This window comes from Candidatus Methylomicrobium oryzae (assembly GCF_016745425.1).
Classification (GTDB): domain Bacteria; phylum Pseudomonadota; class Gammaproteobacteria; order Methylococcales; family Methylomonadaceae; genus Methylomicrobium; species Methylomicrobium oryzae.
Genome location: NZ_JAERVK010000014.1, coordinates 107,290 through 122,614, shown reverse-complemented (window position 1 = coordinate 122,614; position 15,325 = coordinate 107,290). Strand labels below are relative to the sequence as shown.

Annotated in this window: 10 protein-coding genes; 3 read left to right on the top strand and 7 right to left on the bottom strand. The window is 51.4% G+C overall.

Annotated features, from left to right (window positions below; all coding sequences use genetic code 11):
* The first annotated feature begins 66 nt into the window (after positions 1-66).
* The 3 genes from JJL52_RS15975 to JJL52_RS15965 all read left to right on the top strand — a co-directional run bounded on the left by JJL52_RS15975 (position 67) and on the right by JJL52_RS15965 (position 6,585).
* Complete coding sequence (locus tag JJL52_RS15975; RefSeq protein WP_202053478.1) at positions 67-3,597, top strand: response regulator; 3,531 nt, start codon at positions 67-69, stop codon at positions 3,595-3,597.
* On the top strand, positions 3,594-5,450 hold the full coding sequence (locus JJL52_RS15970; protein ID WP_202053477.1) for a GGDEF domain-containing response regulator: 1,857 nt from the start codon (positions 3,594-3,596) through the stop codon (positions 5,448-5,450). The genes JJL52_RS15975 and JJL52_RS15970 overlap by 4 nt, the downstream gene beginning before the upstream one ends.
* Positions 5,451-5,697: 247 nt before the next feature.
* The gene (locus JJL52_RS15965) at positions 5,698-6,585 is read left to right on the top strand and encodes a diguanylate cyclase (protein ID WP_202053476.1); all 888 of its coding nucleotides are present in this window, start codon (positions 5,698-5,700) and stop codon (positions 6,583-6,585) included.
* Here JJL52_RS15965 and JJL52_RS15960 read toward each other — a convergent pair.
* Genes JJL52_RS15960 through JJL52_RS15930 form a run of 7 tightly spaced genes read right to left on the bottom strand, consistent with a single transcriptional unit; the run spans position 6,582 to position 15,323 of the window.
* Positions 6,582-6,854, bottom strand: a complete 273-nt coding sequence (locus tag JJL52_RS15960) for a hypothetical protein (protein ID WP_202053475.1) — start codon at positions 6,852-6,854, stop codon at positions 6,582-6,584. The two genes, JJL52_RS15965 and JJL52_RS15960, sit on opposite strands and share 4 nt — an antisense overlap.
* Positions 6,855-6,887: 33 nt before the next feature.
* Positions 6,888-7,619, bottom strand: a complete 732-nt coding sequence (locus JJL52_RS15955) for a M48 family metallopeptidase (RefSeq protein WP_202053474.1) — start codon at positions 7,617-7,619, stop codon at positions 6,888-6,890.
* A gap of 2 nt (positions 7,620-7,621) precedes the next feature.
* Positions 7,622-10,888, bottom strand: coding sequence for a type I restriction endonuclease subunit R (locus JJL52_RS15950; protein ID WP_202053473.1), 3,267 nt, complete (start codon positions 10,886-10,888; stop codon positions 7,622-7,624).
* On the bottom strand, positions 10,885-11,646 hold the full coding sequence (locus JJL52_RS15945) for a Fic family protein (protein WP_202053472.1): 762 nt from the start codon (positions 11,644-11,646) through the stop codon (positions 10,885-10,887). Before JJL52_RS15945 ends, JJL52_RS15950 begins: the two co-directional genes overlap by 4 nt.
* Positions 11,643-12,761, bottom strand: a complete 1,119-nt coding sequence (locus tag JJL52_RS15940; RefSeq protein WP_202053471.1) for a restriction endonuclease subunit S — start codon at positions 12,759-12,761, stop codon at positions 11,643-11,645. Before JJL52_RS15940 ends, JJL52_RS15945 begins: the two co-directional genes overlap by 4 nt.
* Positions 12,758-13,822 carry a PDDEXK nuclease domain-containing protein gene (locus JJL52_RS15935; RefSeq protein WP_202053470.1) on the bottom strand — a complete coding sequence of 355 codons (1,065 nt, stop codon included), beginning with the start codon at positions 13,820-13,822 and terminating at the stop codon, positions 12,758-12,760. Before JJL52_RS15935 ends, JJL52_RS15940 begins: the two co-directional genes overlap by 4 nt.
* Positions 13,812-15,323 carry a type I restriction-modification system subunit M gene (locus tag JJL52_RS15930; protein ID WP_236994304.1) on the bottom strand — a complete coding sequence of 504 codons (1,512 nt, stop codon included), beginning with the start codon at positions 15,321-15,323 and terminating at the stop codon, positions 13,812-13,814. Before JJL52_RS15930 ends, JJL52_RS15935 begins: the two co-directional genes overlap by 11 nt.
* Between the last annotated feature and the right edge of the window lie 2 nt (positions 15,324-15,325).

Sequence of the window (15,325 nt, the reverse complement as noted above, 5' to 3'; positions counted from 1 at the left end):
ACAATCGGTTTCTTAACAGCCTGCTAGACTTTAAGGACGAATAACCAAGAAGTACAACACCTCATTATGGTCACCGCCTCCGTTTCAAAATCGCTCAAACGACCTTTCCTGTATTCACTCATCAGCATCGGCATCGTCCTGGTACTTGCGGAAACCTTCGTAATACTGCTGCTGGAAACACTGCCTGCATGGGGAATCAGGTTAACGCCCCTGCAGGAAAACGCTTCACACCTGGCACTACTCTTCCTGTTGGCGACTCCTTTGACATGGTGGTGGGCATTGCAGCCGTTGATCAGAAAAATCAGCCTGCAACAAACCGCCTATATCAACCAGATCAACGAGAATCAGCAATTACGCCATGCGCTGGACTTTCATGTCCTGATCAGCATTACGGATGTTGCCGGGCGTATTACTTATGTCAACCGGAAATTTTGTGAAGTCTCCGGGTTCAGCGAAAGCGAACTGCTGGGCCAAGACCACCGCATCGTCAATTCCGGCTATCATGATAAGGAGTTTATCCGCCAAATGTGGCGTACGATCGCCCAGGGCCAGCCTTGGGAAGGCGAATTCTGCAATCGCAACAAGGAAGGCCGCCATTATTGGGTAGCCAGCACGATTATTCCGATGCCGGGCTTGAACGGCAAACCTACGCACTATCTTTCCATCCGCCGCGAGATCACCAAAATTAAAGAAAACGAAATCCGCCTGTTGACCCTGAAACAGGCTTTGGATGCCAGCAGCGAGATGATTATCGTCACGGACGATCGCGGCTGTATTCAGTATGTCAACCCGGCTTTGTGCGACTCTACGGGCTGGAAAGAAGAAATTTTGGTCGGCAGACCGCCGGACATCCTCGACAGCCCGAATGCCGATCCCCAATCGTTGCGCGAAATGCGGAATTGCCTGCGCCACGGCAAAACCTGGAGCGGCCGTCTGCTCAACTGGCGAAAAGGCACGCCGCCCTTTCAAATCGCCGGCCAAACGCCTCTTCCGGATACGCGCGATTACTGGGCGGAAGTCTGCATCACCCCGATACACAACCATGGTGACGAAATCATCGGTTATGTGCAAATTCAGCGGGATATCACCGACCAGGTCCATAAGGAACAAGCCCAAATTCTGGAAAATGCCGATACCGTCGCACGCCTGGCTATTTCCGAAACATTGCAGCAAACGCTGCCGCTGCAACAGCGATTTATCCAGGTGCTGGATATTCTGTTTAACCTGAAAGCGTTCGACTTGCAGCGTAAGGGCGGCGTATTTCTTAAAGATCCGAACGAGGATTGCCTCGATTTATTTATGCTGCACGGCAAATTCAGCGAGGAATTCATACGCCGCGAACAGCGCGTGCCTTTTGGCGCCTGCCTGTGCGGACGCGCGGCCGTTTCCCAGGAACTCATCGTCAGCAATAACTGCTTCTGCGACCCGCGCCATGAACACCAATTCGAAGGCATGCAAGCGCACGGCCATTATATTGTGCCGATCGTGTCTGCCGGCGTAACCTTGGGCATTTTGTTCCTCTATACCGACCCTCACCCTCTGCAGATGGAATCGCGTTTGACCATGTTGCGGCAAGTCGGCGACATGATGGGATTGGCACTGCTGCAGGAACAAGCCAAGAATTCCTTGGAAAAGGCGCGCAATGCCGCCGAAGAGGCCGCCAAAACCAAAGCCGAGTTTTTGGCCAACATGAGCCACGAAATCCGTACCCCTATGAATGGAGTATTGGGGATGCTGGATATTCTGAAGGATACCGACATGAGCTATGAACAGAAGGATCTGTTGGAAACAGCCGCCAATTCTGCCGAATCGTTATTGGCCATCATCAACGATATTCTGGATTTTTCCAAACTGGAAGCGGGTAAGTGTGAGCTCGAACAGATCGAATTCAACCTGCCGGCCCTGGTCGAGGAAATCTGCGCCTTAATGTCGGTTCGCGCTCACGCCAAGGGATTGGAGCTCAACTGCTTTCTACCGCCCACACTGCCGACGCACTGGCTGGGCGACCCTAACCGCATCAGGCAGGTGCTGGTCAATTTAGTCGGCAATGCGGTCAAATTTACCGAACAAGGCGAGGTCTCCGTCAAAGTATTGGCGCAGGAAGCATCCGCCGACGACAACAGTATGCTGCGAGTGGAAATCAAAGATACCGGTATCGGCATGAGCCCGGAAGGCCAGACACTATTGTTTCAGCCGTTCGCGCAGGCCGACAACTCCACAGCCCGACGTTTTGGCGGGACCGGTTTAGGGCTATCCATCAGTAAAAATCTGATCGATCTAATGAAAGGCGATATCGGGGTAGAAAGCGCGCCGGCGAAAGGCACTTGCTTCTGGTTTACCTTACCGCTGCAGCCGGTCGATAATCATGCCGCGCCCCCGCTTGCCGATCTTTCCGGCAAACGTGCGCTGGTCGTCGACGATAATGACACCAACCGGAAAATTCTGCGGTACTATTTGCAGCACTGGGGCATGCTGGTCAGCGAAGTCGACAACGCCCCCGCCGCTTTGACCGAACTGCAAACGGCGGCCCTGAAAAATGAGGCTTACGATATTTTACTGTCGGACCTGCATATGCCCGATATGGATGGCTACGCGCTGGCACGCGCCATCGCAACCCATCCCGCCATCGCAGCTACGCCACGCCTGCTGCTTTCTTCAGGCGGCATGGGCTCCGAAGCCGACCGCACGGCGTTGGGCTTTGCCCAAAGTCTGCTAAAACCCGTCCGTCAAGCGCAGTTGCTAGAGGCCATCACCAGCGCCTTGCATACACCGCTCAGAAAAACCACGCCGCCGACCAAGACTGCCGAAAATCTGCCCGATTACGGCAGCAAGCAGATCCTGGTAGTTGAAGACAACAAGATCAATCAAAAAGTCATCCTGGCGATGCTGGGCAAATTCCGATGTACTCCGGACCTGGCCGAAAATGGCCGGGAGGCACTCGATAAATTGGCGCTAAAAGCTTACGATCTGGTGTTTATGGACTGCCAGATGCCGGTCATGGACGGCTACGAAGCGGTCCGCCTATTGCGAAACCGGGAATCGTCCCTCCCCGTAAGAACTCCCGTCGTTGCCCTCACGGCACATGCTGCCGTCGGAGAGCGCGAGAAATGCCTGGCCGCCGGCATGGACGACTTTTTAAGCAAGCCTATCATCAGACAGGAACTGGCGGAAGCTTTAGCTCGATGGTTGGGCGACGCCAGCTCCTGTGAGATAATGGCTGAGGCGAAGTCCGTTATTGCGGACAACCTGTCCCCTCCGTGCTGGGATGAAGCCGAAGCGCTTAAACGTCTGGACAATGATCAAGAGCTACTCAACGACATGATCGACTTATTCTTCACCGCAACCCCGGACCGATTGCTTGAACTTGAAGAAGCCCTGACTCACCGCGAGCTAACCGCCCTGGCCGATACCGCGCATGCGATCAAGGGTATGGCAGGGCATTTTTGCGCCGCCCCGCTGTATTCCGCTGCGGCCAAGCTGGAACACAGCGCCCGACAGGATGAACCGGGTGATTTTCAACAAATGACGCGGGATGTGGCCGATGCAGCCCTCCAGTTGATGGCCGCGTTGCGCTCAAAGCAAGGAGTCGCTTTATGAATACCGAGTTCAGCTTCCACGAACTCAAAGCGGCCGAGCGTCTGCCCACACCTTCAGGACTTGCCTTGGCGATCATGCAGCTGCTGCAAAAAAAGGATGCCACAGTGCTGGAACTGGCTGATCTGGTGAAAGGGGATCCGGCCTTGACCGCACGTATCTTGAGCTTTGCCAATTCCGCCGCATTCGGTGCCCGCCGCCCCGTAGCCACGGTTCATGACGCCGTGCTGATGATGGGCATGAATTCGGTACGCAATTTCGCGTTAAGCCTGTCCTTGATCAACAATCACCGGGACGGCCATTGCACCGGCTTCGATTATCCGATCTACTGGGCGCAAGCGCTGGCCATGGCCGTCGCCATTGCGGCCATTACTGCGCGCGAACGGACGGTAGCTCCGGAAGAAGCTTTTACAATAGGATTATTATCCGATATCGGCCGGCTGGCCTTGGCCACCGCCTGGCCGGAAACTTACGGCGATTGTCTTCAAAAATCGCAGGGCGATGACCTGCTGCGCCTGGAGCGTGAATGCTTTGCCGTCGACCATAAGGAACTCTCCCTCATACTTTTGCTGGACTGGGGTTTTCCCGGCATATTGCTGGATGCGCTCAACCTCAGTGCCGAACCTCCTTCCGGCGAAATTTCCAGGGTAAGCCGTCTAGCCCGGCAATTGGCTTTTGCCCGGCAAATCGCCCATTACTGCATCGCCGATGACCAGTACCGCACAACCCTCTTACCGGATCTGCAGCAGCAAGCCGAAAACCACTCTCTTGAGCGCGACTTTTTCGACAAGTTTATCGATGACATAAGCAGGGAATGGCAGATATGGGGCAAATTGATTGAAATAAAGACCGATGTGCGGCTTGCGTTTCCTACTCCCCCTGATGAGCAACCGGAAACCTTACTGGGACTGGACCTGCTGCTGGTAGATGATGATCCGATGATGGTAGCGCGCCTGTCGAAGCAATTAACGGCCGCCGGTCATCGGGTGGCTGCCTGCAGTGACGGCGAGGCCGCGTTAAAACATGTTGTCGAGCATAAGCCACAAATGATGATTACCGATTGGCGAATGAAACCCATGGATGGTTTAAGCCTGTGCAAGACCTTGCGTGAAGCTGACATCGGCAAAAACCTGTATCTGATCATGCTTACCGCGACAGAAAGCGAAGACGCACTGGTCAAGGCTTTTGCCGCAGGTATTGACGACTATGTCACTAAGCCGGTCAGCCTGCGGGTTTTATTAGCACGTATCCGTGCCGGTCAGCGCATCATCATGCTGCAACAGGAAGTGGAAAAAGAAAAAACAGACATCCAGCGTTACACCGCCGAGCTAACGGTGGCAAATCGCCGCTTGGAAATGATGGCGAATACCGATATTCTCACCAGCCTGCCCAACCGCCGTTATGCGCTGACTCGCCTGGAACAGGAATGGGAATCCGCCCAGCGCTACAACCGGCCCTTAAGCGTCTTGATGCTGGATCTGGATCATTTCAAATCGATTAACGATACCTTGGGCCATGACGCCGGCGACGCCGTGCTAACCCATTCCGCGAAAATATTGAAAGCCACCGTTCGGGCAAGCGACATCGCCTGCCGCCTGGGCGGCGAAGAATTTCTGGTGATTGCCCCTAACACAGACGGAACCGCTGCCCTTTTACTCGCCGAGCGCATTCGCGGGGCCATACAGACTCAACAACCCAGAGATCCCGCCCTAACAAAGCCGATTACCGTCAGCATCGGCGTTGCCGGCTCGGTAGGGGACAAGCCCGGCTGGAAAACGCTTATCAAGCTGGCCGACCAAGCGTTATACCAGATCAAAGCAAGAAGCCGTAATGCCGTACAGCTCGCATCACTGTAAAAGAAAAGGCCGGCCATTCGAAAAATTCTGATTGCTAAACCGGGTTCATCTCGTGTCTCGTGAACCTTGAATTTATGTTTACACGCAACGGTCTTTGGCTCAGCGTCAATTTTCAGTCATTTTAAAAATGCCAACTAATTCACATTTTATATCTGTTTGAATTATAACAATAATAGTTTTTTGGCATAACAATCGCTTAATCATTCACAACCTTGAAGCCTCATGAATCCCAATCAGGAGAATCGTTGTGAATCAAAAATCTGCAGTCTTGACCGTTACCAGCACCAGCACATTCGAGTCGGCCAAAGCGGTCAATCTGGATCATTTTGATCTCAGCAGCGCTTTGCAAACTACGCTCGATTTCAATAAATTGATTTCCATTTTCAGCCGGAAAATCGAAAGGCTGATTCCCCATACAGCGTATGTGTATTCTCATACGGAATTCGGAGTGGAAATCAAAAACGGGGTTTTTACCCGTAATTCCTACACCTACCTGCTCAAGCTCGAAGAGCAAATGCTCGGTAAATTGACTTTCACGAACAATCGCAAATACAGCCAGAAAGAGATCAAGTTATTGGAAAATCTGCTGTGTTTTTTAATTTACCCTTTAAAAAACGCGACCCTGTATCAGCATGCTTTAAAAATGGCTTATACTGATCCCCTGACCCAAGCCAATACCCGGACATCCTTCGACGATTCGGTAAAGCGGGAAATGAGTCTGGCCATTAGAGCAGGAAAAAACCTCTCGGTTGTCTTTCTCGACATCGACCACTTCAAATTCTTCAATGACCATTACGGCCACCAATGCGGCGATTTCGTCCTGGCGTCCGTCGCCAAATGCATCCGCGACAGCCTGCGCTCCAGTGACATCCTGTTCCGCACCGGAGGCGAAGAATTCGTCATTTTATTGAGCGGCACCGACATTGATGGCGCCAAATTATTGGCGGAAAGAATTCGCACATCCATTGAGAACCATACCCTGGTTTTCGACATGCATACCATCAAAGTGACGGTCAGCCTGGGAGTCAGCGCCTTATGCGAGGAAGACACGGCGGAAACCTTTATCAAACGTGCCGATGCGGCCATGTATCAGGCGAAAAGAGACGGCAGAAACCGGGTAATCGTCGCCGCTTAGCCGCTTCCTCGCCTGTCCGGCTCGAAATGATCCGGACGCATGAAGAGGCGGAAAGCCGAACGACAATGCGCTTCTTCGTCTTTCTTGGCGGCTCGAAAAACGGCTGACCGCATCTCCGGTTTCGAATCCGCCAACGCATCCGGCGCCGCTGCCGCCCTTACCGAAAACAGGCCTACCCTAGCGCATCCGGCGCTACAGATCACTTTACACGCCGCCTCAATAACCTCAAGATCATCCTCATCCGCAACCCGGCAATTAAAACTTTTCATGACCACTAAATTCTCGCTACCCCTTCAAATAATCTAATGGTTCAATAACAGCTCGGCCATTGAGTCCAGCTTAGCCTTGATCGGCTTCCAATCAGGCATTTGCAAAGTTAATAATCTGTAAAACTCCGGGCTGTGATTGTGCTCTTTCAGGTGACAAAGCTCGTGAATAATTACATAGTCTATACACTCTCTGGGAGCCTTGACCAAATGCGGATTTAGCAAGATATGCCCCTGCGGTGAACAGCTACCCCATTGCTTCTTCATGGTCAAAAGCTTAATCGTCGGAAGTGTCTCCTTCAGCCATAACACGCTTGGGGCCAATGCTCGCAAGCGGCAATGAAAAACTTGGTGGGCATGAGAGGCATACCAGTCTTTCAATAACTGACTAATTTTTTCAGTAGAACGATCAGGCGTAATGACCTGCAATTGTCCATGCAGCAGTTTGACGGTTGGTCGATGGCTGTTGGTTAAATCCAGCACTTTTAACGGATAGCGCTTCCCCAAATAAAAATGGCTTTCGCCGCTGATGTACTGCCTGGGCAGGATCTCGGCTTGCGCATCCCGGATACGGGTCAGATTCTGCAGTAACCAGCGCGCACGTTTCTGCACTGCCTGCTTGATTTTAGACGGTTCAGCACCCAAAGGCGCATCGACCTGAACCACACCATCAGGATGGATATGAATGGCAATTTTGGTTGTTTTACCGGCAAGAAAAGTGACTTGATAACTAATTTCTTCAGTGCCGTAGCGGATGAACTGCTGCATCATTACTCTTTGGACAGGCCAACTCGTGTTATTTGCACGATATGCTCAATCACTTCCTTGGCCTTATCCATACCGATCATTTTGAACAGGCGCGGCAACAAGCCTTTACGAATTTCGGCTTCGATGTTTTGCGGATTGACGGAATTTTCCGCAACCGCCTTATCGACCAATTCATCAATGGCTAGTGCCTGTTCGACATAGCTTTGTCTGTTCATATCCGACAGGGCGTTGAACGCCTCTTCACCAAACACCAACTTGAATACCCCAAAGTACGCCTTGGCATGCGGATTGGCCGCTAATGGATCCGGCGTATCCGGCACCTCGCGCTCGGCCAACTTTTCTTCCAAATCCTTAAACAGCACGTATTGTTTGAATGGGTGCTCGAACATGGCTTCGGCGTCGCGAATGGCTTGATCCAACAACTCCGAAAACACTTTTTGCGCGTAAGGATCGTTTTGCAAATCCTGTTCGATGGTTTTCTTCAACCGGGTGCGAATGATGTCGGTTTCGTTGCGCGTCTTTTCATCGCTCCAGTCCTCGGGGTTTTGCTTGCCCAACTCGTTAACGATGAATACCCTCTCCGGCTCGCGAATGCCTTCTCCAACCACATGTTTATCGATCAGTTTTTTGATGCGCGTTGCGTACTCCGAATAATCGATGGTTTCACCGGCATCCTGCCTGGCAATTTGCCGGAGCTGGCTGAAAAACCGAACATCGCGCTTATAGGTGCGAATGTCTTCCTCGCCGAAACTGCGGTCTTCATAAAAGCTGGAAGAACCCAACGCAACTTCCAGACACAAATTAAACGCCGTCAAGGCCTCGTAAAAATCTTCCCGTACCTTTTGCTTAGCATCGTAACTATCCCCCGCGTCGTCGGTTTGGTAATGCGGAATCAACACCTGACGAAACTGTTCCAGATCGGCGCGATTTTTAACCTCTTTGAATATCGCCCACAGCTTGTCATGTAACACAGGCAGTTTCTTATACTCGGTACTCACTTGATGATAGAGCCCTATCAAATCGTCGATGTCATAGCCATCTTGAGTACGTTCAGCCAAATTTTGATAGGCCTCCAAAGTGGTATCCAATTCCTTCAAAATGCCGCGGTAATCGATCAACAAACCAAATTTTTTCAGTTCATGCAGTCGATTAACGCGAGCAATGGCCTGAATCAGGTTGTGCTGTTTAAGCGGCTTGTCGATATATAGCACCGCGTTACGGGGTTCATCGAATCCCGTCAGCAGCTTATCCACCACAATTAGAATTTGCGGGTCGTCTTCGTCGGCGAATCGACGAATCACTTCCTTTGTATAAGCCTCTTCGCTTTGGTTGCCGACATGCTCCAGCCACCATTGCTGCAATTCCGGTGACTGGCTTTCGTCCACTTCCTCGTGACCTTCACGGGTGTCGGGTGGCGACATGACAATGGCGCTGGAAACCAAGCCGGTTTCATCGAGATATTTCTTATAGCGAATTGCAGAAGTCCGACTATCCGTCGCTAATTGCGCCTTCAAACCATCGGTCACGTTCTTGACGAAATGGTCGGCAATATCGTGCGCGATCAGTTCGATGCGGCTTTCCGATTGATAGATTTGGCCTTTCTGCGCGAATTTCTTTTTCAAATCGGCGCGCTGTTTGTCGGTCAAGCCCTCAGTGATACGCTCGAACCAGTTGTCGATGGCTTTGGCATTGGTACCCAGCTCCGGCACCCGTTCTTCGTACAACAAGGGCGTGACTGTGCCATCTTCTACCGCACGTTGCATGGTGTAGGCATGAATGATGGGACCAAATTTATTGGTGGTTTTATCGTTTTTCAGCAGTGGCGTGCCGGTAAAAGCAATGTAAGCCGCGTTCGGCAAGGCCTGACGCATACGTTCGTGGGTTTCTCCGCCATGGCTGCGATGGCCTTCATCGACTAACACGATAATGTCAGAGCTGGGGTTGTGGCACTCGGGCTGCTTGGAGGCGGTCGCGAATTTATTGATGATCGAGAATAGAATCCGCTCGTTACCCTGGCTGATGCGCTGCGCCAAATCCTTGCCCGACGTGGCCTTGGCTTTTTCGATGTCGCGGGGCGAAGCCAAGGCACCGGCATTGGCAAATACCTTGCTAAGTTGATCTTCCAAATCGATTCGGTCAGTCACCACGAAGAAACGGCAGGGTTTTAGCTGCTCATGCAGAATCAATGCCTTGGCCATGAATACCATCGTAAACGACTTGCCGGAACCTGTGGTATGCCAAATCACCCCGCCCTGGCGGGCATCGCGGCTATCCTTACGCGTGACCTGATCGACCAGTTTCTTAATGCCGAAATACTGCTGGTAACGCGCGGCAATCTTGCCGCTCTTCTTGTCGAACAGGATAAAAAAGCGCATGAATTCCAGTAACCTGGCAGGCTTCAACAAGCTGATAATCAGCTTGTCCTGGCCGGTCACTAACAGTTTGCCTTGCGCCGCTTGACTATCGAAATACTGCCTCATCCAAGCCGGTCTGTGTCCGAACAACTGCGCAGCCTGGCTATCCGATAACGCTGTGTTCTTGATCGCGTCAAAGGTGGCGTCTTGCAGCAATTCTTCTCGCCATAGCGCCCAAAACTTGGCCGGTGTCCGGGTCGTACCGTAACGGCCATCCAGACCATTCACCGATAGTAATAATTGGCTGTAGGCAAACAAATGCGGAATCTCGGCGACGCCCTGATTTCTCAGGTGCTGTGATATGCCCTCCTTGAGCATATCCTTGTGCGGATTATGCGGATCGGGCCGCTTGGCTTCGATGCACACCAAGGGAATGCCATTCACGAAACACACAACGTCCGGCCGGCGAGTGCCGGTACCGCCAGCATTCAACACCTCAAATTCGTCGGTGACCTGAAAGCAATTGTTGGCCGGGCTTTCCCAATCGATAATAGGAATTGTCGGTTGGGCCTTTTTGCCGTCGATGAATTCGGTAACGGTAATACCCAGGGTTAAGCGGTCGTAAAGCCGTTCGTTGGCGGACAACAAGCCTTCGCCCAAACCGGGCGTGGCCAACTGGCGGATTATCTCGTCAATCGCATTATTGGAAAGCGGATAGTCCTGACCTTTCCAATTGAACCGGCGTTTGCGCAGTTCGTCGATCAGGACCGGACGCAATAAGATCTCGACGGTCTGGCCGTCGCGCAATTCCATGGCTTGCAACGGTGACAGGTACTCGTAGCCCATCGCCATCAGCACTTGCAGGGCCGGTATTTGCGAGCTGAAGACTTCCTTGGTTTCGGGGATGACGCTCATCGACTGGTATCCATATTGCCTTGCACGATCCGCAGGTAACGCTCCAAAGTGGCTTGTTCCAGGCTGGCTACCAGTTCGATAAACAGACTGTAATCACCCTGGGTGTGCGCGGTATCCAAAGCATCGTAATAAGCTAGGCGCTGTTCGACCGGAATGATCACCGGCAAAAAGCCGCGCCGCATTAATTCGAAGTTCATCAACAAGCGAGAGGTACGGCCGTTGCCGTCGACAAACGGATGGATGCCAACGAAATCGACGTGCAGCCGGGCAGCGCATTCCACGGGATGTAACGCGCTTGAACCGCTGTACCATGCCATCAATCTCTCCATTGCGTCCGGCACATTAAGGTAATCCGGCGGCACATGCTCTGCACCGGCGATCACCACGTTTTCCTGCCGGTATTGGCCGGCATTGCGGTCGTCGATGTTTTTCAACACCAGATGATGAATGGATTTGATTTGCCACTCGCTCAAGGCTTCCTGGTTTTGCACGATGGCCTCGACATAATCGATGGCTTCCTTGTGGTTGATCACCTCGAAATGCTCACGCAACGGCTTTCCGCCGATGGTGATGCCTTCCAGAACCACCTTGGTTTCCTTCAAGGTTAAGGTATTACCCTCGATCGCATTGGAATGGTAAGTCCATTCCAGCACCTGCTGTTCGTGCAGGGTGCGGACGGTGTGTTCCGGCAATGGCCGCAGGCTATCCAGGTGGGATTTGAGGCGGTCGATTTCGGCAAAGCGGGCGGCAGCATTCATAACTCATCGACCTTCACGCGGCATTTGCCGGTGAGTAGTTGTTGCATCAGGGCTTTTTTCTCTTGCTTCAGACAGGTGAGTTTTTGTTGCAGGGTTTCGATTTCGCGATCGGCGGCTGTGAGTATTCGGGCAATTCTTAGTTGTTCCGAGTCAGATGGTATTGCAATAAGAAAATTCGCAATAGCTCCTTTTTGAATGTTTGGAAGTCCTGAGCCGACGCGTAAAGTCATGATTTTTGGTTCATGAAATTTAAGAAACTGGAATAAATAATTAATATCGACTTTTATATCCTTTAAAGTATAACAATGTCCGCCACACCAAAACGGTTGTTTCATGTAAGCAATAAAGCCGCATGAATTGCCCCCTTCACTGATTGTTATAGTAGGAGCCTCGCAATTGTAATCGTCAGTATATCCAGACGGTGTGACACCACCATTAATTACAGGATATTTACCGGTAAGAGTTAAAGTTATTTTATTTATTTGAACTCCCTTATTGATTGAACATATTTTTTCTAATTCAAGTTGTCTCCATTTTTCTTTATTCTCACAATAGCGCAGTTTAAAAGTAAGTAATTGCTGCATTAATGCTTTTTTTTGCTGTTGACTGCTGGATAGCAGTTGTTCATTGATTGAGATTGCCTTATCCCAAGTCGATAGAATTTTTCCAATTTTTCGTTGCTCAGGTAACGACGGGATATTGACCGGAATACATTTGAAATCGTTGAAATACAAACGCAACCTATCGGAAGTTAATCCGTAGGAATACGCCCAAAGCAAATAAATGAGTCGAGAGCTTTTAAATAAATAGGATGCATATAAAGGGTCGATGCCTTTCTTGGGCGCTAGTACGACATAGGCCGGACTTAATAATCCATCCCGATCAGCCAAGCCAGAAGCACCTTGCCACATGCGCATCATGTTGTAGACAATATCGTCTTTCCGCACCAACAAATGCTCTTCGTCGGATAAATTGGTTTCCATCTTTCTATCCAGCGATTCCCGCATCACCACCCCATTATTCATGGTGACCGACAGCATCGGCAGGCCTGGCGTTCCGCGTTCCCGACGACTGGTAAAAAAATCCCCAAGCTTATGGTTGCCTTCATAAATCATGTTTCAACTCCATCGGCTCGACCTTCAGGATCATCCCCTTTTGCTACCAATCGCTGCTGCACCGCTAGTCGTTCCCGGTCCAGCTCAAGTCTCAACTCGTCCTCGGTCGGTAAATATGACAAATACTTGGCGGCGAATAATTGCTGGTTGTCGGCCAGTACCGAGTATTTGGCGATGGTTTCGCTTTTCTGGCTGCACAAGATCAGGCCTATGGACGGATTGTCGTCATCGCCTTTTTTGTGCTGGTCGTAAATCCGCACATAGCTATCCATTTGGCCAACGTCCTGGTGAGTTAGCTTGCCGAGTTTCAGGTCGATCAGTAAAAAGCATTTGAGCTTGAAGTTATAAAACACCAGATCGATGTAAAAATCCTGGTCGTCGGTGCTGATACGTTGTTGCCTGGCAACGAACGCAAAGCCCTTGCCCAACTCCAACAGGAATTGCTGCAAGTTATCGATCAAGCCTTGCTCCAGCTCGCTTTCCAGAAAGGTTTGCGACGGCAGATTCAGAAAGTCCAGCACGTAGGGATCGCGCAGATAGTCTTCCGGCTTGGCGCGCAATTCCGTGGTGTTTGCCTTGGCTTCCTGCTCGACGGCAACGCGATCCTGACTGGCTAACAGGCGTTCGTAATACAGCACGCCGATTTGCCGTTCCAATGCCCGCGCGCTCCAGTTTTGACCCATGGCTTCCTGCAGGTACCATTCCCGCGCCTTTGGATTTTCAACGCGGATCAGTAGCCGGTAGTGTGTCCAGCTTAATTTGTGACGCAGTGCGTCACGATTTGGAAAGCACAGATAAAAACTGCGCATGTTGCGCAGGTTGCTGACATCAAAGCCTTTACCAAACTCCCGTGTCAGTTGTTCAGACAGTTGTAGCAACTGCTGTTTGCCGTAAGCTGCGCGCTGCTGGCCTTGCTGTTCATCTTCGACGACCAAGCGGCCGATATGCCAATAGGCCTGCACCATCTCGCTGTTGACGGTTTGATAAACCTTCTGACGCGCCTGTTCGATGATTTGCCGAATATCCGACAACAGTTGATGGTTTGTGGCATCAAGCGTCATAACCCAGCTCTTTCAAGTAGTGGTTCATTTCGATTTCCAAATCAGCCAATTGCGCCTTTAACTGCTCACGCTCCTTGCGTACAGCTAGTAAATCGATTTCAGCCTCTTCCTCGAAGGTATCGACATAACGCGGAATGTTCAGGTTGAAGTCGTTTTCCTGAATGTCTTCCAGACTGGCGAGATAGGCGTATTTATCGACCGGTACGCGCTGGCGATAAGTGGCGACGATTTTTCGAATATCTTCCAGACGCAGGAAGTTCTGGTTTTTGCCGTCGCGGTAGTCGCAGCTGGCGTCGATGAACAGCACCTTGTCGTCGGTTTTGCGCTTTTTGAATATCAAGATGGCAGCGGGAATGCCGGTACCGTAAAACAGTTTTTCCGGCAAACCGATGACGGCATCCAGCAGGTTTTCTTCGATCAGTTTTCTACGAATCTGTCCCTCGGCGGCACCACGGAACAACACGCCGTGCGGCACGACCACACCCATGCGACCGGTGCCAGGCTTGAGGGTTTCGATCATGTGCAGGATAAAGGCGTAGTCGCCCTTGGTTTTAGGCGGGATGCCACGACGATAGCGGCTGAAGCGGTCATGCTGCGCGTCCTCATAACCCCATTTTTCCAGCGAGAACGGCGGATTGGCGGTCACGATGTCAAAATGTTTGAGGGTTTCATCGGCATTCAACAGTTTCGGGTTGCGTAAAGTGTCGCCCCATTCGATACGGTGATTGTCCTCGCTGTGCAAAAACATGTTCATTTTCGCCAGTGCCCAGGTGGAGCCGATGGCTTCCTGACCGAACAGCGCGTATTTTTTTGAGCCGTTGAAGTTATCGCGGATTTTACGGCCGCATTTCATTAACAATGAGCCGGAGCCACAAGCCGGGTCGCAGATCTCGTCACCTTCTCGCGGTTCCAGGATTTCTGCAATTAAGTCGGAAACTTCCGGCGGTGTATAAAACTCGCCGGCTTTCTTGCCAGCGCTGGCAGCGAAGTTCTTGATTAAAAATTCGTAAGCGCCGCCGATGATGTCCAACTTACCGATGCGCGACGGGCGCAGGTCGAGTGTGGGCTTATTAAAGTCTTCCAGCAAGTGGCGCAGGATGTTGTTTTTCTGTTTGTCATCGCCCAGCTTGTTGGAGTTGAAGGTGATATCCTGAAACACGTCGCGCAGCTTGGTGATGTTGGCTTCTTCGATGGCGTGCAAGGCTTGATCGATGCGCTCGCCGTTGCCGGGCTCATGCCGGCGGTCGAAAAGATTGTAAAAGCTGGCGAATTTTGGCAACACAAAGCGTTCGCTTTTCATCAGCTCTTCGATCAATTCCGGCTCGTCGCCATGTTCCTTTTGGTATTGGTCGTAGTGATCCTGCCAAACGTCAGAAATGTATTTCAAAAACAGCATGGTCAGGACGTAATCCTTGTAAATGCTGGGGTCAACGGTGCCGCGAAAGCTGTCGCAGGCGGCCCATACGGCTTTGTTGATGTCATCCTGTTTGATTGAATCCATGG

Bases quoted from the DNA above. Each gene is read 5' to 3' on its own strand.
- JJL52_RS15975 (WP_202053478.1), top strand. From the start codon at position 67: ATGGTCACCGCCTCCGTTTCAAAATCGCTCAAACGACCTTTCCTGTAT.
- JJL52_RS15970 (WP_202053477.1), top strand. From the start codon at position 3,594: ATGAATACCGAGTTCAGCTTCCACGAACTCAAAGCGGCCGAGCGTCTG.
- JJL52_RS15960 (WP_202053475.1), bottom strand. From the start codon at position 6,854: ATGAAAAGTTTTAATTGCCGGGTTGCGGATGAGGATGATCTTGAGGTT.
- JJL52_RS15955 (WP_202053474.1), bottom strand. From the start codon at position 7,619: ATGCAGCAGTTCATCCGCTACGGCACTGAAGAAATTAGTTATCAAGTC.
- JJL52_RS15950 (WP_202053473.1), bottom strand. From the start codon at position 10,888: ATGAGCGTCATCCCCGAAACCAAGGAAGTCTTCAGCTCGCAAATACCG.
- JJL52_RS15945 (WP_202053472.1), bottom strand. From the start codon at position 11,646: ATGAATGCTGCCGCCCGCTTTGCCGAAATCGACCGCCTCAAATCCCAC.
- JJL52_RS15940 (WP_202053471.1), bottom strand. From the start codon at position 12,761: ATGATTTATGAAGGCAACCATAAGCTTGGGGATTTTTTTACCAGTCGT.
- JJL52_RS15935 (WP_202053470.1), bottom strand. From the start codon at position 13,822: ATGACGCTTGATGCCACAAACCATCAACTGTTGTCGGATATTCGGCAA.
- JJL52_RS15930 (WP_236994304.1), bottom strand. From the start codon at position 15,323: ATGGATTCAATCAAACAGGATGACATCAACAAAGCCGTATGGGCCGCC.